Annotated in this window: 19 protein-coding genes; 7 read left to right on the top strand and 12 right to left on the bottom strand. The window is 61.3% G+C overall.

Annotated features, from left to right (window positions below; translation table 11 throughout):
* Positions 1–6: 6 nt before the first annotated feature.
* On the bottom strand, positions 7–1536 hold the full coding sequence (locus AB7933_RS25180) for an NCS1 family nucleobase:cation symporter-1 (protein ID WP_024076901.1): 1530 nt from the start codon (positions 1534–1536) through the stop codon (positions 7–9).
* 470 nt (positions 1537–2006) lie between these two features.
* Positions 2007–2741 (bottom strand): phosphoadenylyl-sulfate reductase, encoded by a 735-nt coding sequence (locus AB7933_RS25175; protein WP_024076900.1) that lies wholly within the window; start codon positions 2739–2741, stop codon positions 2007–2009.
* A 152-nt stretch (positions 2742–2893) separates the two neighbouring features.
* Here AB7933_RS25175 and thrH point away from each other — a divergent pair, with 152 nt between their 5' ends.
* Entirely contained in the window at positions 2894–3511 is a 618-nt protein-coding gene (gene thrH, locus AB7933_RS25170) for a bifunctional phosphoserine phosphatase/homoserine phosphotransferase ThrH (RefSeq protein WP_024076899.1), read from the top strand.
* 50 nt (positions 3512–3561) lie between these two features.
* Here the strand turns inward: thrH and AB7933_RS25165 are convergent, their stop codons facing one another.
* The 6 genes from AB7933_RS25165 to AB7933_RS25140 all read right to left on the bottom strand — a co-directional run bounded on the left by AB7933_RS25165 (position 3562) and on the right by AB7933_RS25140 (position 8963).
* Complete coding sequence (locus AB7933_RS25165; RefSeq protein WP_041161282.1) at positions 3562–3918, bottom strand: helix-turn-helix domain-containing protein; 357 nt, start codon at positions 3916–3918, stop codon at positions 3562–3564.
* Positions 3918–4220: a type II toxin-antitoxin system HigB family toxin gene (locus AB7933_RS25160; RefSeq protein ID WP_024076897.1), complete on the bottom strand. Its 303-nt coding sequence runs from the start codon at positions 4218–4220 to the stop codon at positions 3918–3920. Before AB7933_RS25160 ends, AB7933_RS25165 begins: the two co-directional genes overlap by 1 nt.
* 229 nt (positions 4221–4449) lie before the next feature.
* A complete protein-coding gene (gene pabB / locus AB7933_RS25155) occupies positions 4450–5793 on the bottom strand; it encodes an aminodeoxychorismate synthase component I (protein WP_024076896.1) in 1344 nt (447 codons plus the stop codon).
* A gap of 100 nt (positions 5794–5893) precedes the next feature.
* Positions 5894–6880, bottom strand: coding sequence for an alpha-L-glutamate ligase-like protein (locus AB7933_RS25150; RefSeq protein ID WP_024076895.1), 987 nt, complete (start codon positions 6878–6880; stop codon positions 5894–5896).
* The gene (locus tag AB7933_RS25145; protein ID WP_024076894.1) at positions 6880–8412 is read right to left on the bottom strand and encodes an inactive transglutaminase family protein; all 1533 of its coding nucleotides are present in this window, start codon (positions 8410–8412) and stop codon (positions 6880–6882) included. Before AB7933_RS25145 ends, AB7933_RS25150 begins: the two co-directional genes overlap by 1 nt.
* A 5-nt stretch (positions 8413–8417) precedes the next feature.
* A complete protein-coding gene (locus AB7933_RS25140; protein ID WP_024076893.1) occupies positions 8418–8963 on the bottom strand; it encodes an ATP-dependent zinc protease in 546 nt (181 codons plus the stop codon).
* A gap of 272 nt (positions 8964–9235) precedes the next feature.
* Here AB7933_RS25140 and AB7933_RS25135 point away from each other — a divergent pair, with 272 nt between their 5' ends.
* From AB7933_RS25135 to prpD, 6 genes are all read left to right on the top strand, one after another.
* Positions 9236–9958 carry a GntR family transcriptional regulator gene (locus tag AB7933_RS25135; RefSeq protein ID WP_024076892.1) on the top strand — a complete coding sequence of 241 codons (723 nt, stop codon included), beginning with the start codon at positions 9236–9238 and terminating at the stop codon, positions 9956–9958.
* Entirely contained in the window at positions 9955–10848 is an 894-nt protein-coding gene (gene prpB / locus AB7933_RS25130; protein WP_024076891.1) for a methylisocitrate lyase, read from the top strand. Before AB7933_RS25135 ends, prpB begins: the two co-directional genes overlap by 4 nt.
* 52 nt (positions 10849–10900) lie before the next feature.
* Positions 10901–12028 (top strand): bifunctional 2-methylcitrate synthase/citrate synthase, encoded by a 1128-nt coding sequence (prpC, locus tag AB7933_RS25125; RefSeq protein WP_024076890.1) that lies wholly within the window; start codon positions 10901–10903, stop codon positions 12026–12028.
* Positions 12029–12197: 169 nt separating this feature from the next.
* Positions 12198–14792, top strand: a complete 2595-nt coding sequence (acnD, locus tag AB7933_RS25120) for a Fe/S-dependent 2-methylisocitrate dehydratase AcnD (protein WP_024076889.1) — start codon at positions 12198–12200, stop codon at positions 14790–14792.
* Between the two features lie 11 nt (positions 14793–14803).
* Positions 14804–15994, top strand: a complete 1191-nt coding sequence (prpF, locus tag AB7933_RS25115) for a 2-methylaconitate cis-trans isomerase PrpF (RefSeq protein WP_024076888.1) — start codon at positions 14804–14806, stop codon at positions 15992–15994.
* Between the two features lie 140 nt (positions 15995–16134).
* Positions 16135–17619, top strand: coding sequence for a 2-methylcitrate dehydratase (prpD, locus tag AB7933_RS25110; protein WP_024076887.1), 1485 nt, complete (start codon positions 16135–16137; stop codon positions 17617–17619).
* Between the two features lie 165 nt (positions 17620–17784).
* Here the strand turns inward: prpD and AB7933_RS25105 are convergent, their stop codons facing one another.
* The 4 genes from AB7933_RS25105 to AB7933_RS25090 all read right to left on the bottom strand — a co-directional run bounded on the left by AB7933_RS25105 (position 17785) and on the right by AB7933_RS25090 (position 22817).
* Positions 17785–19107 (bottom strand): AAA-associated domain-containing protein, encoded by a 1323-nt coding sequence (locus AB7933_RS25105; protein WP_041161281.1) that lies wholly within the window; start codon positions 19105–19107, stop codon positions 17785–17787.
* 14 nt (positions 19108–19121) lie between these two features.
* Positions 19122–20867: an ABC transporter permease gene (locus AB7933_RS25100; RefSeq protein ID WP_024076885.1), complete on the bottom strand. Its 1746-nt coding sequence runs from the start codon at positions 20865–20867 to the stop codon at positions 19122–19124.
* Between the two features lie 226 nt (positions 20868–21093).
* Entirely contained in the window at positions 21094–21822 is a 729-nt protein-coding gene (locus AB7933_RS25095) for an alanyl-tRNA editing protein (protein WP_041160998.1), read from the bottom strand.
* 2 nt (positions 21823–21824) lie between these two features.
* Positions 21825–22817: a serine O-acetyltransferase gene (locus AB7933_RS25090; RefSeq protein WP_024076883.1), complete on the bottom strand. Its 993-nt coding sequence runs from the start codon at positions 22815–22817 to the stop codon at positions 21825–21827.
* Positions 22818–22827 lie beyond the last annotated feature (10 nt).

The following is a 22827-nucleotide window of genomic DNA, read 5'->3' as shown; positions in this document are numbered from 1 at the left end:
CCTTGTTTAATGACTGACGTTATCGACTGCAATGCTTTCACCGCTGACATCGGCATAGAACGGCTGGCGCTTGGCGATCACCCGGTAGAGCAACCCTGCAATACCGGCGCCAAACAGCCAGGAAAACGGCGAGACGCTGGCAAAGCCCGGCAGCAGCGCCAGCAGGATGGCGATCACCGCCGCAGGAATGAACGCTGCTACCGCGCGCATATTCACGCCACGGCTGTAGTAATAAACGCCATTCGGGTCTTCGCTATACAGCTGCGGCACGTCCACCTGGCTTTTCCGAATCAGCCAGTAATCGACCATGATCACCCCGTACAACGGCCCCAGCAGCGCGCCCAGGCCGGAAAGGAAATACACGATCACCAACGGGCTGTTGTAGAGATTCCACGGCAGGATCAGTACCGCCACGGCGGCGCTGATCAAACCGGCGCGGCGGAAGTTCAGGTACTTGGGCGCCAGGTTGCTCAGCACAAAAGCCGGCGCGACGAAGTTGGCCATGATGTTCACCGCCACGGTGACGATCAGGAACGCCAGGCAGCCCAGCACCAGGAAGAAGGTATTGGGGATGGCTGCGATGATTTCGGTGGGGCTCTCGATCACCTGGCCGTTGAGCTGGAACTGCCCGCCGCAGAGCAGCACGGTAATCGCGGCGAACACCAGGATATTCACGGGCAGGCCCCAGAAGTTGCCGACCTGGATGGTCTTGCGGCACGGCGACGAGCGCGCGAAGTCGCAGAAGTTGAGGATCAACGTGCCGTAGATCGCCAGCCACAGCGCACCACCGGCAAAGATATTGCGCCACATCTCACCGCCGCTCAGCGGTTCGCGGATCGACCATGCAATGTGGCCGTCGGCCTGGAAGTACATCCACCCGGCCAGCGACGCGACGGTCAGCAAAATGACCGGCCCGGCGAAGCCTTCGTAGCGACGCACCGTTTCCATGCCGTAGGCCAGTATCACCAGTTGCACGAACCAGATGGTCACAAAGCACACCCAGCCCAGGCTCGACAAACCCAGGATCGAATTGTGGTCATAGTCGCCGAACCCCGGATGAATCGCCGTCAGCAATACGCGGAAAACCACCGATGCGAGGTAGGTCTGGATACCAAACCAGGCAATCGCGATCACCGCCCGGATCAACGCCGGAATCTGCGCCCCGTGAATGCCGAAACTGATGCGGCTGATCACGGGAAACGGCACGCCGGTCTTTTGGCCCATATACCCCGACAAGTTCATGAAGAAGTACACCAGCGCCGCGCCTATCCCCAGGGATAACAAAATCTGCCAGCCACCCAGGCCCAACGCATATAAGCCGATGGCGAATGAATAGTTGGCAATGTTGTGCACGTCGTTGGTCCACAGCGCAAAGATGCTGTAGCGCCCCCAGCGTCGGCCTTCGACCTTGGTGGGTGCCAGGTCTTTGTTGTGCAGGCGCGGGCTGAGCACCAGCGGGCCGGGGCCGGCAGCCTCGGGGTTCAGGGCGGAGGAGGGCAGATCCAGTGCGATGTTGTTCGAGAGACTTGTACGCATTCCGGCAGGCTCCAGCACATCTGCAGGGAAGCTGCAGACTGCAAAGTGTATGTAGGTTTTGTATTTATTGTATACAAAGCGTATTTACACTTAAGCCACATGCGTGCCAGTTTTGGATCTATGAAAGCCCTGGCTAATTTCGTTTTTATAGGTGAGTTAAATAACTGGCTGAATTTGAAGAAATATAAATTGACCGATTGAACAGCTATTTATTTTTGCGTTGTCAGCGTGCGATTCGCCAGACCAACCGAGGGGAGGGGGGAGGTGTTACGTTATGGTGCGCATGAAGAGAAATTGCACACATAAATGGCACCAATGGTTACATGTATGTGTACATTTCTAACGCTCAACACAAACCAAATGTGGGAGGGGCGGTGCGACGATTCGACTTGCCCCCGATAGCGGAGTGTCAGTAACCATTGAGCTGACTGATCCATCGCAATCGGGGGCATTTTTTTACAGCATCAACTTCAAGCCTTGCTGATGATATTCCCAGCGTGCAGCCCGCACTCCTTCTGCGTGGCTTCCTCCCACCACCAGCGGCCTTCACGCTCATGCTGGTTCGGCAGTACAGGGCGGGTGCACGGTTCACACCCGATGCTGATAAACCCGCGCTCATGCAGGCTGTTGTACGGCAGCTCCAGCATGCGGATGTACCCCCAGATCTCTTCGCTGGTCATCTGCGCCAGCGGGTTGAACTTGTACAGGGTGCGTTCCGGGGTGGAGAAGGCGCTGTCGATTTCCAGCGCCGCCACCTGGCTGCGGGTGCCGGGGCTCTGGTCGCGGCGCTGGCCGGTGGCCCAGGCGCGCACGTCGGAGAGTTTGCGGCGTAGCGGTTCGATCTTGCGGACACCGCAGCATTCGCCATGGCCGTCCTTGTAGAAGCTGAACAGGCCTTTTTCTTTGACGAAGGGTTCCAGCTTGCTCTGGTCCGGCGAGATCAGTTCGATATCGATCTTGTAGAACTCGCGCACCTGCTCGATAAACCGGTAGGTCTCCGGGTGCAGGCGGCCGGTGTCGAGGCTGAACACCTTGACGTTCTTGTTCAGCTTCCAGGCCATGTCCACCAGCACCACATCCTCGGCACCGCTGAAGGAAATCCACAGGTCATCACCGAACTGGCTGAACGCCAGCTTGAGAATGTCCTGGGCAGACTTGTTGGCATAAGTCGCGGCGAGTTCAACGACATCGAAGGCTTGGTTCATCAGGACGGTTCCTACAGGTCAATGGCGCTGAGCGCTCTATAGGGGAGCGATGGTATCAAAATCCGTCCCGCGTTGCGGCGGCGGGCTTGAATCGCTAGAGTTCGGCAGTCCTTTTGCTCGCTCGACTTGAACAATATAACTAGGAGTGTCTTGTGGAAATTGCCTGTCTTGACCTGGAAGGGGTGCTGGTTCCGGAAATCTGGATCGCCTTCGCTGAAAAAACCGGTATTGAATCCCTGCGGGCGACCACCCGGGACATTCCCGACTACGACGTGCTGATGAAGCAACGCCTGCGCATCCTCGATGAACACGGGCTCAAGCTGGCCGATATCCAGGAAGTGATCGCCACGCTCAAGCCGCTGGAAGGCGCCATCGAGTTCGTCAACTGGCTGCGCGAGCGCTTCCAGGTAGTGATCCTGTCCGACACCTTCTACGAATTTTCCCAGCCGTTGATGCGCCAGTTGGGCTTTCCGACCTTGCTGTGCCACCGCCTGATCACCGACGACAGCGACCGTGTGATCAGCTACCAGCTGCGCCAGAAAGACCCCAAGCGCCAGTCGGTACTGTCGTTCAAGAGCCTGTACTACCGCGTGATCGCGGCCGGCGATTCCTACAACGACACCAGCATGCTGGGTGAGGCCGACCGTGGGATTCTGTTCCATGCGCCAGAGAATGTGATCCGCGAATTCCCGCAATTCCCCGCGGTGCATACGTTTGAAGATTTGAAGAAAGAGTTCATCAAGGCTTCGAATCGGCTGTTGAGCCTTTAATTTTTTCGGCCGGGCTGATGGGACGGGTAAAGCCACTGCCTATGTTCCTGTCAGCCCTCTGCAAGCAATCGCTCATAAGGAATACTCAAGCCTTCATGCAGTCGCTTGATCATCGACAAGCTCAGCTTGCGCTTGTGATTCAGCACTTCGGATACACGTCCGCTCGTCCCGATGAAAGGCTCAAGATCCCGGGCCGTCATGCCTAGCTGTTCCATGCGAAATTTAATCGCTTCCACCGGGTCCGACGGGGGGATGGGATAGTGCTGCGTCTCGTATTTTTCGATGAGTATTGCGAGGACTTCCAGCTCATCACCCTCTGGCGAGCCTGGTTGCGCTCCCCATATCTGCTCCACGCGCGCAAGCGCAGTGGTCAGGTCCTCTCGGGAATGTATCGGTTTGATGTTCATCATACGGTCTCCGCATTGATCTGATCGTATTGCGCATGAGTTCCTACGAACCGTATGAACCCAAGCTGTCGCTGGTAATCGATCGCCATGATCACTCGATATTTGTTGCCGCCCACGTTGAATACAACCCTGCCACCTTTGAGAATGCTCGCGGTCCTGAGCTCTGCCTTGAGTGCTTGTGGCGTCGGGTAAATTGCCTTTTCCATATGCCGATACAATTCAATAAGCGGCGCTTTTGCATCGATATAGGCGGGTTGGTTTTCCCAGAATATTCGTAAGGTCGATAGAGCGATTATCCGCATCGCTGCAACCTCCCAATTTGGGAGATGGTAGGTGCGATTGAGAGGAGATGCAATCTCGGAAATATTTCCTGAAGGGTAGGCAGTCGCTTCATGTGATCCTTCACAGACGGCGGGTGGACGGTTGACGCCGGACGCTATCCTCCGACGTTCAACTGCGTCTACTGCGGGTCTGATTCAGGTTTTTTCTACTGCCCGGCTCTGCGTCTGAGAGCCAGGAAGGAACTGCGCGCTACAGGCTTTCCAGTGTTTGTAACAACACCCGCACCTTGGTCAGCGACTCCTGATACTCCGCCTGCCACTGCGAATCCGCGACGATCCCGCCGCCGCCCCAGCAGCACACCTGACCATCCTTGACCAGCAAGCTGCGAATGGCGATGGAGCTGTCCATTTCGCCGCGCACATCCAGGTACACCAGCGAACCGCAATACAAGCCGCGCCGCGTCGGCTCCAGTTCGTCGATGATCTGCATCGCGCGGATCTTCGGTGCGCCGGTGATGGAGCCACCGGGGAAGCTGCCGGCGATCAGGTCCAAGGCATCTTTGTCGTCGGCCAATTCACCGATGACGCTACTGACCAGATGGTGCACGTTGGGGTAGCTTTCCAGGCTGAACAGCTCCGGCACGCTTACCGATCCGGTGCGGCAGGTGCGGCCGAGGTCGTTGCGCAGCAGGTCGACGATCATCAGGTTTTCGGCGCGGTCCTTGGGGCTGGCCAGCAGTTCGGCGGCATTCGCCGCGTCTGCTTCGGGGGTCAAGCCACGAGGGCGAGTGCCTTTGATCGGGCGGGTTTCGACCTGGCGCTGGCTGATACGCACGAACCGTTCCGGCGACAGGCTCAGCACCGCGCCATCATCCGGCAGGCTCTGGAACCCGGAAAACGGCGTCGGGCAGGCTTCGCGCAGGGCGCAATAGGCCGCCCACGGATCGCCGAGGCACGGTGCGCGAAAGCGTTGGGCAAAGTTGACCTGGTAGCAGTCACCGGCCTGGATGTAATCCTGAATGCGTACGATCGCCTGGCGATATGCCTCGGCGGTCAGGTCAGGGGCCATGGGGCCCAGGAGCTTGAACGTGGCTGCTCCGTCGACAACGCCATGACTGAACACCGCGATCAACCGTTGCCGCTCGCTGACTGCCAGCGCCGGGTGAAACACCAACTGGCTGGTCCGCGCCTGGTGATCACTGATCAGCGCCCAGGCATACAGGCCAAAACGCGCATCCGGCAGGTGCAAATCGTCTGCGGCCAGGTGCGGCATCTGTTCCAGGTGGCGGCCGAAGTCGTAGCTCAGGTAGCCGATCAGGCCGCCAGCAAACGGGAGTTCCAAGCCAGCGGGTATGCTCGCTTCACCCAGCTGGGTCAGGCTTTCCCGCAGGCGCTGCAGGAAGTCTGCGCCGCTTTCACCAGGCGATACCGTTAGTGTCACTTGCGGCCAGGCGCTGAGCAGGTCATAACGCCCGCGCTCGGCCACGGGCCTGCCGCTGTCCAGCAGGACTGCGCCTGGCGCATGGCGAATCGCCGCAAAATACTCGGCGGGGTTGGCCCGGTAGGGCAGCGGGTGTACGGAGCAGGTCGACATGCGGGGGTGGATCAGCTGTTGGCGTGGGGGAGGGGATTGTAGTCCCCCGTAGGATTTGCTCCTAGGGGGGATGTCGGGGATAGACAGATGTAAGGCCGCGTCAGCCTTCGACGGGCGGAATATGCCCGAACATTTCCTGTACGAACGCCACCCGCTCTTCCGGGGTTTCCGTCACACCGGCCGCTTTCAGCGCTTCCAGGCGCGCCTCCACGGCATGGGTGCGCAGGGTCAGGCCGCAGTCGTTGGCGATCTGGATATTCAGCCCCGGCCGTGCGTTCAGTTCGAGGATCAGCGGGCCTTTCTCCTGGTCCAGCACCATGTCCACGCCGATATAACCCAGCCCGCACAGCTCGTAGCAGCCGGCCGCGAGCTTCATGAAGCCGTCCCAGTTGGGCAGTTGCACGCCGTCCACCGCGTTGGTGGTGTCGGGGTGTTTGGTGATGATGTTGTTCAGCCAGGTACCGCGCAGGGTCAGGCCGGTGGCGAGGTCGACACCCACGCCAATCGCGCCCTGGTGCAGGTTGGCCTTGCCGCCGGACTGACGCGTCGGCAAGCGCAACATGGCCATCACCGGGTAGCCCATCAAGACGATGATGCGGATATCCGGCACGCCTTCGTAGCTGATGCTCTTGAAAATCTGGTCGGGGACCACGCGGTACTCGATCAGCGCGCGGTCACGATGGCCACCCAAGGAGTACAGGCCGGTGAGGATGCTGGAAATCTGGTGCTCGATTTCCTCATGGCTGATGATCTTGCCGGACACTGTGCGGTAGCGCCCTTCAAAACGGTCGGCGACGACCAGGATGCCGTCGCCGCCGGCGCCCTGGGCCGGCTTGATCACGAAGTCGCTGCGCCCACCGATGATCGCGTCGAGCTTGTCGATTTCCTTCTCGGTGGAAATCACCCCGTACATTTCCGGCACATGGATGCCGGCCGCCATGGCCCGTTCCTTGGTGATGATCTTGTCATCCACGATCGGGTACAGGCTGCGCTTGTTGTACTTGAGCACGTAGTCGGCGTTACGCCGGTTGATGCCCATGATCCCTCGCGCTTCCAGGGCCTTCCAGGTCTTCCAGAAGCCGAACATTACGAATCAGCCTTGAGGAAGGCCTTGAACCGCACCAGTTCGGTCAGGCGGTAGCCGCGATAGCGACCCATGGCCAGCATGAAGCCCACCAGGATCAACAGGATCGCCGGGAAGGTGAATACGAAGTAAATCAGCTCCGGCACGCTCATGATGATGTGTGCCAGGGAGGCGGCGAACAGCGTGCCGATCGCGACTTTCATCGCATGGCTGGCGCCGCGTTCTTCCCAGGTGATCGACAGGCGTTCGATGGTCATGGTCAGGATCACCATCGGGAACAGCGCCACCGACAAACCGCGCTCCAGGCCCAGTTTATGGCTGAACAGGCTGATGGCGGCGATCAGCACCACCACGAAGGTCAGCACCACCGACAACCTGGGCAGCATTTGCAGCTTCAAGTGTTCCAGGTACGACCTCAGGGACAAGCCCAATGCCGTGATAATCGTGAACAGCACAATCCCGAAGCCCAGCTGCGTCTCGCGGAACGCCAGCGCGATCAGCACCGGGGTGAACGTGCCCAGGGTCTGCAGGCCGATCAGGTTGCGCAGGATCAGGATCACCAGCACGCCGATCGGGATCATCACCATGATCATGAAGGTTTGCTGGGTTTGCAGCGGCAGGCCATACAGCGAGTATTCGAGGAAGTTGGCGTCGGTATTTTCGTCGGTCAGCTTGGCCAGGCGAATCGCGTTCATTTCGCTGTTGTTCAGGCTGAAGGTGACCACGGCTTTCTTGCCGCCATCGACGGTGATCAGGTTTTCATCGCCGGTCCACCACAGCAGGCGGTCGGCGGGCAGGCCCTGTTCGCCGGTCTCCGGGTTGAAGTACAGCCAGTCATTGCCATTGAAGCTGCGCAGCCACAGTTCCGGGGTTTGCGGCTGGTCGGCGACCAGGCGGATGGTGTGGACCTTTTCCACCGGTACGTGGGCGATGGACAGCAGCAGCTCGACGATCTTGGCCTTGTGCGGCGTCGACGGGTCGCCGCCCAGCAGCAGCTTGACGTTGTCGTCGTTGAGGTTGTTGGTGCGCTTGATCGCTTCGGTAATAAAGGTCTCGACGTCGGCCGAGTGCTGGCGGATCGGCGCCAGCAGGGCTTCGGCGGCGATTTTCTCCGGGCCTTCCACGGCAATGCTGTCGCGGAAGGTCGGGCCCTTGATCTTGACCTTCTCGCCGCTGTAGCGCTTGGTCAGCACCAGGCGGTAATACAGGGTCTGGTTGCCCTTGGCGCGGCGTGCCGACCAGGTGACCTTGCGGTTGCCATCGATGCGGTTGACGCTCACCCCGTAGTTGTTCGAGATGAAACTCTCATTGAGGCTGACGAAGTCGCGGCTCAGGGGCGGCACGAACATCTGGATCTTCACCGGGTCTTTCGGGTTGGCGACGAACTCGACCTTGGCGTCGATGTTCCACAAGTCGTCGGTGGCGTCCTCGGTAACAGGAATGCCCAGCACGAAGATCTGGTAGGCGGTGACCGAAATACCGAGCACCACCAAGAGGGTGATGAGGATTTTCAGGTGCAGGGTGAGAGAGCGCATTCGGTTTACTCGGCGGTATGAGCGTCGGCGGCGCAGGCGGGTTTGCCTGCTGCGTATTTAAGACTGGGGTCGACCAGCGCATCAAAGCGTTTCAAGGCTTCGGAGCCGATCAGCAGTGGGTATTGGAAGGCGCTGCGGTCAGTCAAGTTCACTTCGATGCTGCGTAAAGCGCTGCCCATGCAGATATCCAGGGCAATCACCGGACGGGCGGTGTAGTTCTTGTCCTCATCGGGATCGTAGTCACCGGCGCGACGCTTGATCTTGCTGACGCGGGCCAGGGGGCGTTCGATGGGGTGGGAATGGGCGGCGTCGATCGCCAGGTAGAAGCGTACCCAGGATTCACCGTTGCGCTTGAAACGCTTGATATCGCGGGCGCTGAGCGAGGCGGTCTTGGCGCCGGTGTCGAGCTTGGCCGCGACTTCCAGGTCGATACCGGCGAGCTTGGCGTATTCGTTGAGGCCATACACGGTCTTTTCGGCGGCAACGCTTAGCCCCGGCATAAGTCCCGGTACGAACAATAGGCATATCAGAAGGAAGGGCTTGAGTCTCATAGATCCTGAGGCGGTGCAGTGCGATGTTCAATTCAAGGCGACTGGCATTGCTGCGCAAGCTCCCTCGTGCGCCGTTTCATCCAGTGATGTCAGGCAAAAGCGGCGGGCATTCTAACATGATGCTTTTCTGACGCCAGCGCTGGCAGGCGGCCATGCCCCAAGCGCGTGCGGGGCTGGTTATTAGACGATTGTCGACAATGTGCATTTATTCTTTGACTATCTGGGGCTGATTGGCTAGTTTTTGCCACATTGCTTTTAAAGGTGTCGACAATATGCTCGAGCAAGCGGAAGCCCCGGTGGTGCCCTCGGACGAATCCCAGACGATGTCGGAAAACGTCTTCCGCCGTATCCAGGCCGCCATCGTCAAGGGCGAGATCGCCCCCGGCAGCAAGATCTCCGAGCCAGAGCTGGCGCGCACCTACGGCATCAGTCGCGGCCCGCTGCGTGAGGCGATCCACCGCCTGGAAGGCCAGCGCCTGCTGGTGCGCGTACCCCATGTGGGCGCGCGAGTGGTGTCGTTGAGCCACGCCGAGCTGATCGAACTCTATGAGATCCGCGAGTCCCTCGAAGGCATGGCCTGCCGCCTGGCTGCCGAGCGCATGACCGATGCGGAAATCGAAGAGCTGCGCCAGGTGCTGCACACCCATGAACGCGACGAGGCGTTCCAGGCCGGCCTGGGCTACTACCAGCAGGAAGGCGACTTCGATTTTCACTACCGGATCATTCAAGGTGCCGGTAACCGCACCCTGACCCAAATGCTCTGCGGCGAGCTGTACCAGTTGGTGCGCATGTACCGCATCCAGTTCTCCGCCACCCCCAATCGTCCACGCCAGGCTTTTGCCGAGCATCACCGCATTCTTGACGCGATTGCCGATCGCGACGGTGAACTGGCCGAACTGTTGATGCGCCGCCATATCGGTGCATCCAAACGCAATATCGCCCGTCATTTTCCCGACGGCGCTCCCCAGACAGCCACTCAGCGAGGTGAGTCATGAGTTCCAATAACAACACCACTCCAGGCCAGCGTTTCCGTGACGCGGTTGCCAGCGAACAGCCCTTGCAAGTGGTCGGCGCAATCAACGCCAACCATGCGCTGCTGGCCAAGCGCGCGGGCTTCAAGGCGATCTACCTGTCGGGTGGCGGGGTGGCTGCCGGCTCCCTGGGCGTACCGGACCTGGGCATTACCGGCCTGGATGACGTGCTGACCGACGTGCGCCGCATCACCGACGTGTGCGACCTGCCCTTGCTGGTGGACGTGGACACTGGCTTCGGCTCCTCGGCGTTCAACGTGGCGCGTACCGTCAAGTCGATGATCAAGTTCGGCGCTGCCGCCATCCACATCGAGGACCAGGTCGGCGCCAAGCGTTGCGGGCATCGTCCGAACAAAGAAATCGTGTCCCAGCAGGAAATGGTCGACCGCATCAAGGCCGCCGTGGATGCGCGCACCGATGACAGCTTCGTGATCATGGCGCGTACCGATGCCCTGGCGGTCGAGGGCCTGGAGTCGGCGCTGGAGCGTGCCGCCGCCTGCATCGAGGCGGGCGCCGACATGGTGTTCCCGGAAGCCATCACTGAACTGGAGATGTACAAGCTGTTCGCATCCCGGGTGAAAGCGCCGATCCTGGCTAACATTACCGAGTTCGGCGCAACGCCGCTGTACACCGTCGAACAGTTGAAATCTGCCGATGTTTCCATCGTGCTGTACCCGCTCTCGGCCTTCCGCGCCATGAACAAGGCCGCCGAGAACGTCTACACCGCGATCCGTCGCGACGGCACCCAACAGAACGTGATCGACACCATGCAAACCCGCATGGAGCTTTACGATCGCATCGACTACCACACCTTCGAGCAGAAGCTCGACGCGCTGTTCGCCGCGAAGAAGTAACGAACGCGCCTCTCTATAAATACAAGATTAAATACAAGATTGGAGAACAGACATGGCTGAAGCAAAAGTACTGAGTGGCGCCGGCCTGCGTGGCCAGGTTGCCGGGCAGACGGCGTTGTCCACCGTGGGGCAGGCCGGTGCCGGCCTGACCTATCGCGGCTACGACGTGCGCGAACTGGCGGCCGATGCGCAGTTTGAAGAAGTGGCCTACCTGCTGCTCTACGGCGAACTGCCGACCAAGACCGAACTGGCCGCCTACAGCGCCAGGCTGAGCAAGCTGCGCGACCTGCCGCAAGCGCTCAAGGAAGTCCTGGAGCGCATCCCCGCCGACGCCCACCCGATGGACGTGATGCGCACCGGTTGCTCGTTCCTCGGCAATATCGAGCCCGAGCAAGACTTCAGCGTGCAACGCGACGTCACCGACCGCCTGCTCGCCGCCTTCCCGGCGATCATGTGCTACTGGTACCGCTTCAGCCACGACGGCAAGCGCATCGACTGCGTGACCGACGAGCCCAGCATCGGCGGCCACTTCCTGCACCTGCTGCATGGCAAAAAACCGAGCGAGCTGCACGTCAAGGTGATGAACGTGTCGCTGATCCTCTACGCCGAACACGAATTCAATGCCTCGACCTTTACCGCGCGGGTGTGTGCGTCGACCCTGTCCGACCTGTATTCCTGCGTCACCGCTGCGATTGGCTCGCTGCGCGGCCCGCTTCACGGCGGCGCCAACGAAGCGGCGATGGAAATGATCGAGCGTTTCGGCTCGGCAGAGGAAGCAGTCGAAGGCACCCTCGGCATGCTGGCGCGCAAGGACAAGATCATGGGCTTCGGCCACGCGATCTACAAAGACAGCGACCCGCGCAATGAAGTGATCAAGGGCTGGTCGAAAAAGCTCGCAGACGAAGTGGGCGACACGGTGTTGTTCCCAGTGTCCGAAGCTATCGACAAGACCATGTGGGAACAAAAGAAACTGTTCCCCAACGCCGACTTCTACCATGCCTCGGCGTACCACTTCATGGGCATCCCGACCAAGCTGTTCACGCCGATCTTCGTGTGCTCGCGCCTGACCGGCTGGGCCGCCCACGTGTTCGAACAGCGCGCCAACAACCGCATCATCCGTCCAAGCGCCGAGTACATCGGCGTTGAACAGCGCAAGTTCGTGCCAATCGAACGTCGCTGAATTGCAGGTGTAATCCTGCTCTCTGTAGGAGCGAGCTTGCTCGCGAAAAACGTCAAGGCATCGCGATCATTCAGTATGCCCGCATTATCGTTGACGACCTTCGCGAGCAAGCTCGCTCCTACAGGAGGCAGGTTCCCGCAGCAACCTATACCGTGACCGAGTCCTGACGATGAACACTGAATTCCGCAAACCGCTCCCCGGCAGCCGCCTGGATTATTTCGACGCCCGCGCGGCGGTCGATGCCATCCGCCCAGGCGCCTACGCCACCTTGCCCTACACCTCACGCGTGCTCGCGGAAAACCTGGTGCGCCGCTGCGACCCTGCCACCCTCAACGCGTCCCTGAGCCAACTGATCGAGCGCAAGCGCGACCTCGACTTCCCATGGTTCCCGGCACGCGTGGTATGCCACGACATCCTTGGCCAGACCGCCCTGGTCGACCTCGCCGGCCTGCGCGATGCCATCGCCCTGCAAGGCGGCGACCCGGCCCAGGTCAACCCGGTGGTGCCGACGCAACTGATCGTCGACCACTCCCTGGCCGTTGAAGCCGGTGGTTTCGACCCGGACGCGTTCGAGAAAAACCGCGCCATCGAAGACCGTCGCAACGAAGACCGTTTCCACTTTATCGAGTGGACCAAAAAAGCCTTCAAGAACGTCGACGTGATCCCGCCGGGCAACGGCATCATGCACCAGATCAACCTGGAGAAAATGTCCCCGGTGATCCAGGTGCGTGACGGTGTGGCCTTCCCCGATACCTGTGTCGGTACCGACAGTCACACCCCGCATGTGGATGCGCTGGGCGTGATCGCCATCGGCGTCGGCGGCCTCGAAGCCGAAAGCGTCATGCTTGGCCGCGCCTCGTGGATGCGCCTGCCGGAAAGCGTCGGCGTGGAGCTGACGGGCAAGCTGCAACCCGGCATCACCGCCACCGACATGGTGCTGGCGCTGACCGAGTTCCTGCGCCAACAGAAAGTGGTCGGTGCCTGGTTGGAGTTCTTCGGCGAAGGCGCATCGAAACTGACGTTGGGCGACCGCGCGACCATCTCCAACATGGCCCCGGAATACGGTGCGACAGCGGCGATGTTCTACATCGACCAGCAGACCATCGCCTACCTGAAACTCACCGGCCGCGAAGACGAACAGGTCACCCTGGTCGAGCAGTACGCGCGTCATACCGGCCTGTGGGCGGACGACCTCAAGAGCGCGAAATACGAGCGCGGCCTGACCTTCGACCTGTCCAGCGTCGTGCGCAACATGGCCGGCCCGAGCAACCCCCACGCCCGTGTCGCCACGCGTGACCTGGCCGCCAAGGGCATTTCCGGCCAGTGGGATGAAGTTCCGGGGCAAATGCCTGACGGCGCGGTGATCATCGCTGCCATTACCAGCTGCACCAACACCAGCAACCCGCGCAACGTGATCGCCGCCGGCCTCCTGGCGCGCAACGCCAACAAGCTGGGGCTGAAACGCAAGCCGTGGGTCAAGTCGTCCCTGGCACCGGGTTCGAAAACCGTGGCCATGTACCTCGAAGACGCGGGCCTGGGCCATGAGCTGGAAAAACTCGGTTTCGGCGTGGTGGCCTTTGCCTGCACCACCTGCAACGGCATGTCTGGCGCACTGGACCCGGTGATCCAGCAGGAAATCATCGACCGCGACCTGTACGCCACCGCCGTGCTTTCGGGCAACCGCAACTTCGACGGGCGTATCCACCCGTACGCCAAGCAAGCGTTCCTGGCTTCGCCGCCGCTGGTGGTGGCCTATGCGATTGCCGGCACCATCCGTTTCGATATCGAGAAGGACGTGCTGGGCCTCGATGCCAATGGTAAGGAAATCCGCCTGCAGGACATCTGGCCGACTGACGAAGAGATCGACGCAGTGGTCAAGGCCTCGGTCAAGCCGGAGCAGTTCCGCGCGGTGTACATCCCGATGTTCGCGATCCACGAAGACACCGGCCCGAAAGTCGCGCCGCTGTATGACTGGCGCCCGCAAAGCACCTATATCCGCCGTCCGCCGTACTGGGAAGGCGCACTGGCCGGGGCGCGGCCACTCAAGGGCATGCGCCCGCTGGCCGTGCTGCCGGACAACATCACCACGGACCACCTGTCGCCGTCCAACGCGATCATGCTCGACAGCGCCGCAGGCGAATACCTGGCGAAAATGGGCCTGCCGGAGGTCGACTTCAACTCCTACGCGACCCACCGTGGCGACCACCTGACCGCGCAGCGCGCCACGTTTGCCAACCCGAAACTGTTCAACGAGATGGTCGTCGAGAACGGCAAGGTCAAACAGGGTTCCCTGGCGCGCATCGAGCCGGAAGGCAAGGTCACGCGCATGTGGGAAGCCATCGAAACCTACATGGAGCGCAAGCAGCCGCTGATCATCATTGCCGGCGCCGACTACGGCCAGGGCTCGTCCCGCGACTGGGCGGCCAAGGGCGTACGCCTGGCTGGCGTGGAAGCGATTGCCGCCGAAGGCTTCGAGCGCATCCACCGCACCAACCTGGTGGGCATGGGCGTGTTGCCGCTGGAGTTCCTGCCGGGCACCGACCGCCACACCCTGCACATCGACGGCAGCGAAACCTATGACGTGGTCGGCGAGCGCACCCCGCGCGCGCAGTTGACCCTGGTGATCAATCGCAAGAATGGCGAACGTGTCGAAGTGCCGGTGACCTGCCGCCTGGACACCGCCGAAGAAGTGTCGATCTACGAGGCGGGCGGCGTGTTGCAACGTTTTGCCCAAGACTTCCTGGAATCGGCGGCGACCGTCTGAAGAGGATAACCATGGCACACGTAGCGCAAATCAAGATCCCCGCCACCTATATGCGTGGCGGTACCAGCAAGGGCGTGTTTTTCAGGCTCCAGGACCTGCCCGAATCGGCGCAGGTGCCGGGTGCCGCCCGCGATGCTTTGCTGTTGCGGGTGATCGGCAGCCCCGACCCCTATGACAAGCAGATCGATGGCATGGGCGGTGCCACGTCGAGCACCAGCAAGACCGTGATTCTCGCCAAGAGCACCCGTGCCGATCACGACGTGGACTACCTGTTTGGCCAGGTCTCCATCGACAAGCCCTTTGTCGACTGGAGCGGCAACTGCGGCAACCTGTCGGCGGCGGTGGGCTCGTTCGCTATCAGCGCCGGGCTGGTCGACCCGGCGCGCATACCGCACAACGGCATTGCCGTGGTGCGGGTGTGGCAGGCCAATATCGGCAAGACCATCATTGCCCATGTGCCGATCACCGACGGCGCGGTGCAGGAGACCGGTGATTTCGAGCTCGATGGCGTGACCTTCCCGGCCGCCGAAGTGCAGCTGGAGTTCATGGACCCGGCGGCGGAAGAAGAGGGCGGCGGCGGTTCGATGTTTCCCACCGGCAACCTGGTCGACGAGCTGGAGGTGCCGGGTGTCGGCACCTTCAAGGCGACGCTGATCAACGCGGGCATCCCGACGATTTTCATCAACGCCGAAGACCTTGGCTACACCGGCACCGAGCTGCAGGGCGCGATCAACAGCGACCCCAAGGCCCTGGCGATGTTCGAGACGGTGCGCGCCTACGGCGCGTTGCGCATGGGCCTGATCAAGCACCTGGACGAAGCCGCCCAGCGCCAGCACACGCCGAAGGTGGCGTTTGTGGCTAAGCCTGCCGATTACGTGGCGTCCAGCGGCAAGGCGATCAAGGCCGGCGATGTGGACCTGTTGGTGCGCGCCCTGTCCATGGGCAAGCTGCACCACGCCATGATGGGCACCGCAGCGGTGGCGATTGGCACGGCAGCGGCGATTTCCGGGACCTTGGTCAACCTCGCCGCGGGCGGCATCGAGCGTAATGCCGTGCGCTTCGGGCATCCGTCCGGCACGTTGCGCGTCGGCGCTGAAGCCACCCAGGTGAACGGCGAATGGGTGGTGAAGAAAGCCATCATGAGCCGCAGTGCCCGGGTGCTGATGGAAGGTTTCGTGCGCATCCCAGGCGACGCGTTCTAAAACCCTGCACACTTCCAATGTGGGAGGGGGCTTGCCCCCTCCCACAGGGGGATCTCTATTCCAAAAGGCAGGCACCCAAGACCTGCTTTCGCTAACCGTAAGCCCGAGGACTGACCCCAACCCATTTTCGGAGTACTGCCATGAGCACCAACGTCGACCAGAACAACCGCCCCGATTACGACCAGGTTTTGCAGGACATTGCCGACTACGTCCTCAACTACCGCATCGACTCCCCGGCCGCCCTGGACACCGCGCGCAATTGCCTGATGGACACCCTCGGCTGCGGTCTGCTGGCCTTGCGTTTCCCGGAGTGCACCAAGCACCTGGGGCCCATCGTCGAAGGCACGGTGGTGCCGTTCGGCGCGCGGGTACCGGGCACGTCGTTCCGCCTGGATCCGGTCAAGGCCGCCTGGGACATCGGTTGCCTCGTGCGCTGGCTCGACTACAACGACACCTGGCTCGCCGCCGAATGGGGGCACCCCTCGGATAACCTCGGCGGCATCCTCGCCGTGGCCGATCATCTTTCGCAAAAGCGCGTGGCCAATGGTGAGGCACCGCTGACCCTGCGCGCGGTGCTGGACGCAATGATCATGGCCCACGAAATCCAGGGCGTGATTGCCTTGGAAAACTCCTTCAACCGCGTCGGCCTCGACCATGTGCTGCTGGTGAAAGTCGCCTCCACGGCGGTCACCGCCAAGCTGATGGGGGCCAACCGTGAACAACTGCTGGCAGCGCTGTCCCACGCCTTCGTCGACGGCCAGGCCTTGCGCACTTACCGCCATGCGCCCAACGCCGGTTCGCGTAAATCCTGGGCGGCGGGAGATGCGTCGAGTCGTGGTGTACGCCTGGCGGACATCGCCATGCGCGGTGAGATGGGCATTCCCGGGGTGCTGAGCGCGCCGCAGTGGGGGTTCTACGACGTGTTGTTCAGCCACACCAACAAGGACTTGGCGCTCAAGCCCGAAGACAAGCGCGTCTTCAGCCTGTCGCAGCCCTACGGCACTTATGTGATGGAAAACGTGCTGTTCAAGATCAGCTTCCCTGCCGAGTTCCATGCGCAAACCGCCTGCGAAGCGGCGGTGACCTTGCACCCGCAGGTCAAGGATCGCCTGCATCAGATCGAGCGCATCGTGATCACCACCCATGAGTCGGCGATTCGCATCATCTCCAAGGTCGGCCCACTGGCCAACGCCGCCGACCGCGACCATTGCCTGCAATACATGACCGCGGTGCCCCTGGCGTTCGGCAACCTGGTGGCCGAGCAGTACGAAGATGAGTTCCACGCAGCCCACCCGATCATCGACGAACTGCGCGACAAAATGGTCATCGTCGAAGACCCGCGCTACAGCCGCGAATACCTGGAGGCCGACAAGCGCTCCATTGCCAATGCGGTGCAGGTGTTCTTCACTGATGGCACCCACACCGAGCAGGTGGCGGTGGAGTACCCGATTGGCCATCGCCGTCGCCGCGCAGACGGCATTCCGTTGCTGGAAGACAAGTTCAAGGCCAACCTGGCCACGCGGTTTACCGCGCAGCGCAGCGCGGAGATTTTTGCATTGTGCAAAGACCAGGCGTTGCTTGAAGCGACACCGGTCAATCGGTTCGTGGACCTGTTCGTGATCTAAAAAACACAGGAGATCCCACTAACACAGGAGATCAAATGTGGGAGGGGGCTTGCCCCCGATGGCGGTATGTCAGCCCCCGATGTATTGGCTGACACACTGCTATCGGGGGCAAGTCGAATCGTCGCACCGCCCCTCCCACATTTGGAATTGTGCTGGAGTTGAAAGTTACATACTGCCTTCGACATCATCCAGGCTGAACGTCTCGGTATGGTCGTCATAGGAGAAAATCTCCGCATACCGCCCCCAGGCCACCACGCTTTCCAGGGTTTTCTCCACGAACGCTTCCGTCATCGAGTCTTCCAACTCCTGTTCGAAGCGCACCCGTGGCGCCCGATGCCCGCTGCGCTCCAGCAGCACCTGGTGAATGCGCGCGGCCAACGGCACGTGTTGAATCAAATGCTCGGCGAACAGGGTTTTGCGTTCCTGGGTGCCGTAGTTGGCGAACAGCTTGCCAGCATCGGTAAGCGTGATGTCGGCGCCCTTGAGTTCGGCGAAACCCAAATGTTCAAGCATCTCCGCCACCGGGAACAGGTCGTCCACTTCCAGCAAGCGCCGTTCGGCGACGGTCGGCAAACCGGCATGACCGTTGTAGGGTTCGGCGGCCAGGGTTTCGATCAGGCCGGCCATCAGGTTGGTGGACACTTCCGGCAGCAGGCTACCCATTTTCAGCTCGGGTATGCCCCGGCTCGCATCGGCGCTGCGCCTGTCGGTCATCAGGGCGTAGATGTCGTCGACCATTTGGCGGAAGGTGGGGTCCAGCCGATTGCGCGGGTGCGCGAACGGCACTTTGATCTCGGCGACCACGCGGCCGGGGTTGGACGACAGCACCAGGATGCGGTCGCACATCAGCACCGCCTCTTCGATGTTGTGCGTCACGATCAGGATTGACTTGATCGGCAGTTGTTTGCCGCTCCACAAATCCAGCAGGTCGTTGCGCAGGGTTTCGGCGGTGAGCACATCCAGCGCCGAGAACGGTTCGTCCATCAGCAACAAGGTCGGGTTGACCACCAGGCCACGGGCGAAGCCCACGCGTTGGCGCATACCGCCAGACAACTCGCGTGGGTAGGCGTTTTCAAAACCGTCCAGGCCAATCAGGTCAATCGCCGCCAGCGCGCGCCTGCGGCTTTCCTTGCGTTCGACTTGCAAGGCTTGCAGGCCGGCCTCCACGTTTTCCAGCACGGTCAGCCAGGGGAACAGCGCAAACGTCTGGAACACCATGGCCACGCCTTCGGCCGGGCCGGTCAGCGGTACGCCGTGGTAGCGCACTTCACCCGATGACGGCTGGATCAGCCCGGCGATGATGCGCAGCAGCGTGGATTTACCGGAGCCGGAGCGGCCGAGCATGCCGACGATTTCGCCTTCGTGCAGGCTCAGGTCCACACCGCTGAGGACTTGCAGTTCATCCTTACCTTTGCCGAACACCCGGTTCACGTTTTTCAGCGAGTAGATTTCCGGGGTGTCGGCAGCATGTTCGGGGCGGGTAGTCATCACAGCGAATCCCATCAGTTCAAGCGGAGTTTGTTTTCAGCCATGGCGTACATCGGTCGCCAGACCGCGCGGTTGAAAGCCACCACAAAGATCGACATCACCACCACGCCCAGGGCGATCTTCGGGAAGTCGCCGGCCGCGGTGGTCTGTGCGATATAGGCGCCCAGGCCATGGGCGACCACGTTGTCCTGGCCCCAGGATACGTACTCGGAAACGATGCTGGCGTTCCATGCCCCGCCCGAGGCGGTAATGGCGCCGGTGACGTAGTACGGGAAGATGCCCGGCAACATTACCTTGCGCCACCACAGCCAGCCGCGAATGCGGAAGTTGGCGGCGGCTTCCTTATAGTCATTGGGAAAGGCACTGGCGCCGGCGATCACGTTGAACAGGATGTACCACTGGGTGCCGAGCACGATCAGTGGGCTCAGCCAGATGTCCGGGTTGAGGTGGAAGTGCAGGATCACAATGACAAAGACCGGAAACAGCAGGTTGGCCGGGAACGCCGCGAGGAACTGCGCCAGTGGCTGGATTTTTTCCGCCAGCTTTGGTCGTAGGCCGATCATCACCCCCAGCGGTACCCAGATGAGCGAGGCGATCAGGATCAGCCCCACGACACGCAGCAGGGTAATCAGCCCCAGTACCACCACATGCCCGACTTCGGCGAGGGTCACCTCGGTGCCGACATAGCGCACGATGTGGTACAGCGCGTAGGCCGTCAGCAGGGCGATCAATGAGCCCCATACCCAGTCGATCACCTTGGACCTCGTGGCACTGGCCGCGGGCATGGCCTTGAGCGTGCCGCGCGGCAAGGCGAAGCGTTTGTTGCCCAGGCGGCTGATCGTACGGGTTATCGGGCGCAGGATACGTTGGACCACGCGTGTGCGCTGGATCAGGTTCAACACCCAGGATTGCGGGGCGACGCCTTGTGAGGCGGTGGTTTCCATCCGGAACTTGTCGGCCCAGGCCACCAGCGGGCGAAACAGGAACTGGTCGTAGATCAGGATCACCGCGATCATCGCCAGGATCACATAGCCTACGGCGTGCAGGTCTTTCTGGGCGATGGCCAGGGCCAGGTACGACCCCACGCCTGGCAGGGTAATGGTCTTGTCGCCGATCGTGATGGCCTCGGAGGCAACCACGAAGAACCAGCCGCCTGACATGCTCATCATCATGTTCCAGACCATCCCCGGCATGGCGAAAGGCACGTCGAGTTTCCAGAACTTCTGCCAGCCGGACAGCCGCAGGTTGGTGGACACTTCGACCAGGTCATGAGGAAGCATGCGCAGGGACTGATAGAAACTGAACGTCATGTTCCAGGCCTGGCTGGTGAAGATCGCAAAGATCGCGGCGAACTCCGCGCCGAGCACGCGCCCGGGAAACAGCAGCAGGAAGAACGTCACCGTAAACGAGATATAGCCGAGCACCGGCACCGATTGCAGGATGTCCAGCACCGGCACCAGCAGCTTTTCGGCACGTCGGCTTTTGGCCGCGAGGGTGCCGTACAGCAGGGTGAACACCAGCGCCGCCGCCATTGCCGCGAGCATGCGCAGCGTGGTGCGCATGGCGTATTCCGGCAGGTTGGCCGGGTCGAGGGAAATGACTTCGCTTTGTAGGGTGGCGATGGGGGCCCAGGTTTCCCGGGCGGTGATGGAAAAAAACAGTAAAAAGCCGATGACCAACGGCAGGGCGACCAGGTCCCAGCGATTGGGGAGCAGACGTAGCGTGGACGCCGGGATGTAGTGACGGAACACTTTGTTCATAGGCAGTCAGTCCTGCAGCGTTCAGGTTCAGAGTGGGCGTAATGGGAGTGAGCGTAGCCGCTGCACGAATGACCTACCGAACAGCACGGGTGCTGTTCATGAGTCAGGGGCATCAAGAAGATGCTGGAGGAATTGTACGTTTCTGAATGTTACAAGCGCGTCAATTTTGCTGTCAGTTTCCTGTACGAACTGAGACTGGGGCGCGAGCACCCCAGCCGCTCAGCTGTTATTCAAACCGCAGGATCACGCGGCGGTTGTGTTTGCTCTTCTTCTCGATTTTTTCGCAGAACACCCGGCCGATTTCCTCGGTGTTGGCCACATGGGTGCCGCCGCACGGTTGGATATCGATCCCGCCAATTTCAATCACGCGTACCGAGCCCTGGATCACCGGCGGCGCGACCGCCTGGGTGCGGGTGATCTGCAGCAGGGTGGCGTACTCCGTGGCGGGCATCGAGAGGGTCTTGACCTCATGGGCCTGGGCGATCAGCGCGTTGAGGTCGCGGGTGATGCTGTCCTTGTCCAGCGTCATTTCCGGCAGGTCGAAATCCAGGCGGCCCTTGTCGGCACTGATGCTGCATCCGGTCACAGGGGCATCGATGAGCGAGCACAGCAGGTGCAGGCAGGTGTGCATCTTCATGTGCTGGTAGCGCCGTTCCCAATCGAGGTTGGCCTCCACCTGCACCCCGGCAACCAATGGCTCGGGGCAATTTTCCACCTGATGCCAGATGATCGAGCGCGCTTCGGCGTCGCGCACGGTACCGGTGATGTCGACGCGCGTGCCATCCGCCAGGGTGAAGTGGCCAGTGTCACCCGGTTGCCCGCCGCCGGTTGGGTAGAACAGCGTGTGCTCCAGGGCGATGCCGTGCTCGCTGACGGCAATCACCCGGGCGTTGAATGCGTTCTGGTAGGGCGCGCTGTCAAACAGCGCCAGGGTTTCCATGGTGTGCACGGACATGTTCATCCTCCGACGATCAGTGGGCTGGCTTGCAGCAAGTGGCGCACCATTGCGCTCAAGCCAGGGGGGGAGAGCAAAGTGATTTCGAATTCCGGGCCGCAGACTTTGAGGTTCAATGGCAGGCGCGGCAGGTGGTCGGCCGTTTCGACGCGATGCAGGCGAAATTGCAGGTGATGGCGTTCCTTCACCGTGGGTTCGAGCATCAGCCCTTGCAGGGGGTGGAAGTCGGCGTCGAGTACGGTGACCTTGTGGCTGGTACTGATCTCACCGACCACGTGCAGGCGCTCATCGAGGGCGAAGGCACCGAGGTAGTTGCTGTGGTCCGATTCATCGTTTTTTTGCAACTGGATCTGGTTCACCACTTTGACCTTGGTACCGGCGGGCACGTCCTGGGTAATCACGCACGAGGGGCTGATAAACACGTTGTCGCCGATCGTCACATAACCCAGTACGCGGGCGCCGGAGCCGACTTCGACGTTGTTGCCCAGGCGCGGGTGGCGCTTGCCGTCCGGGTTGTTGGCGATGCCGCGGGCGCCCAAGGTCACGCCGCAGAGGATGTAGCAGTCGTTGCCGATTTCGCAGGTTTCGCCGATCACCGTGCCGTAGCCGTGGTCCAGCACAAAGCGCCGGCCGATGCGCGCAGCCGGGTGAATCTCCGCGCCGGAAAGGATCTTGCCCTGGTTGCTGAGCTTGAGGGCAATGCGCGAAAACACGCCGTTGGTCCGGTCGGGGAAATTCCATACCAGGTGGGCAAGCCGATAAAACAGCACGGCCTTGAACGAGGCATAGGACTCCAGGATCAGTTCGCCCCGCCCGCGCGACGCCGGGTCGCGGTAGGCATAGGCGATCAGGTCCTCGGCTACCGCCTGTGCGGCGTTCTGGATCAGCGGTGCCAGGTGCGGTTCCAGCTGCTTCATCTGCGTGGGCGTGAGGGTTTTGATGAGGTGGGTGAGTAACTCATCGTGCAGCTGTTGCATGTCGATAAAGCCGCTCATGGAGGCACCC

The organism is Pseudomonas gorinensis, from assembly GCF_042015035.1.
Classification (GTDB): Bacteria; Pseudomonadota; Gammaproteobacteria; order Pseudomonadales; family Pseudomonadaceae; genus Aquipseudomonas; species Aquipseudomonas gorinensis.
This window is presented reverse-complemented; position numbering and strand designations above follow the sequence as displayed.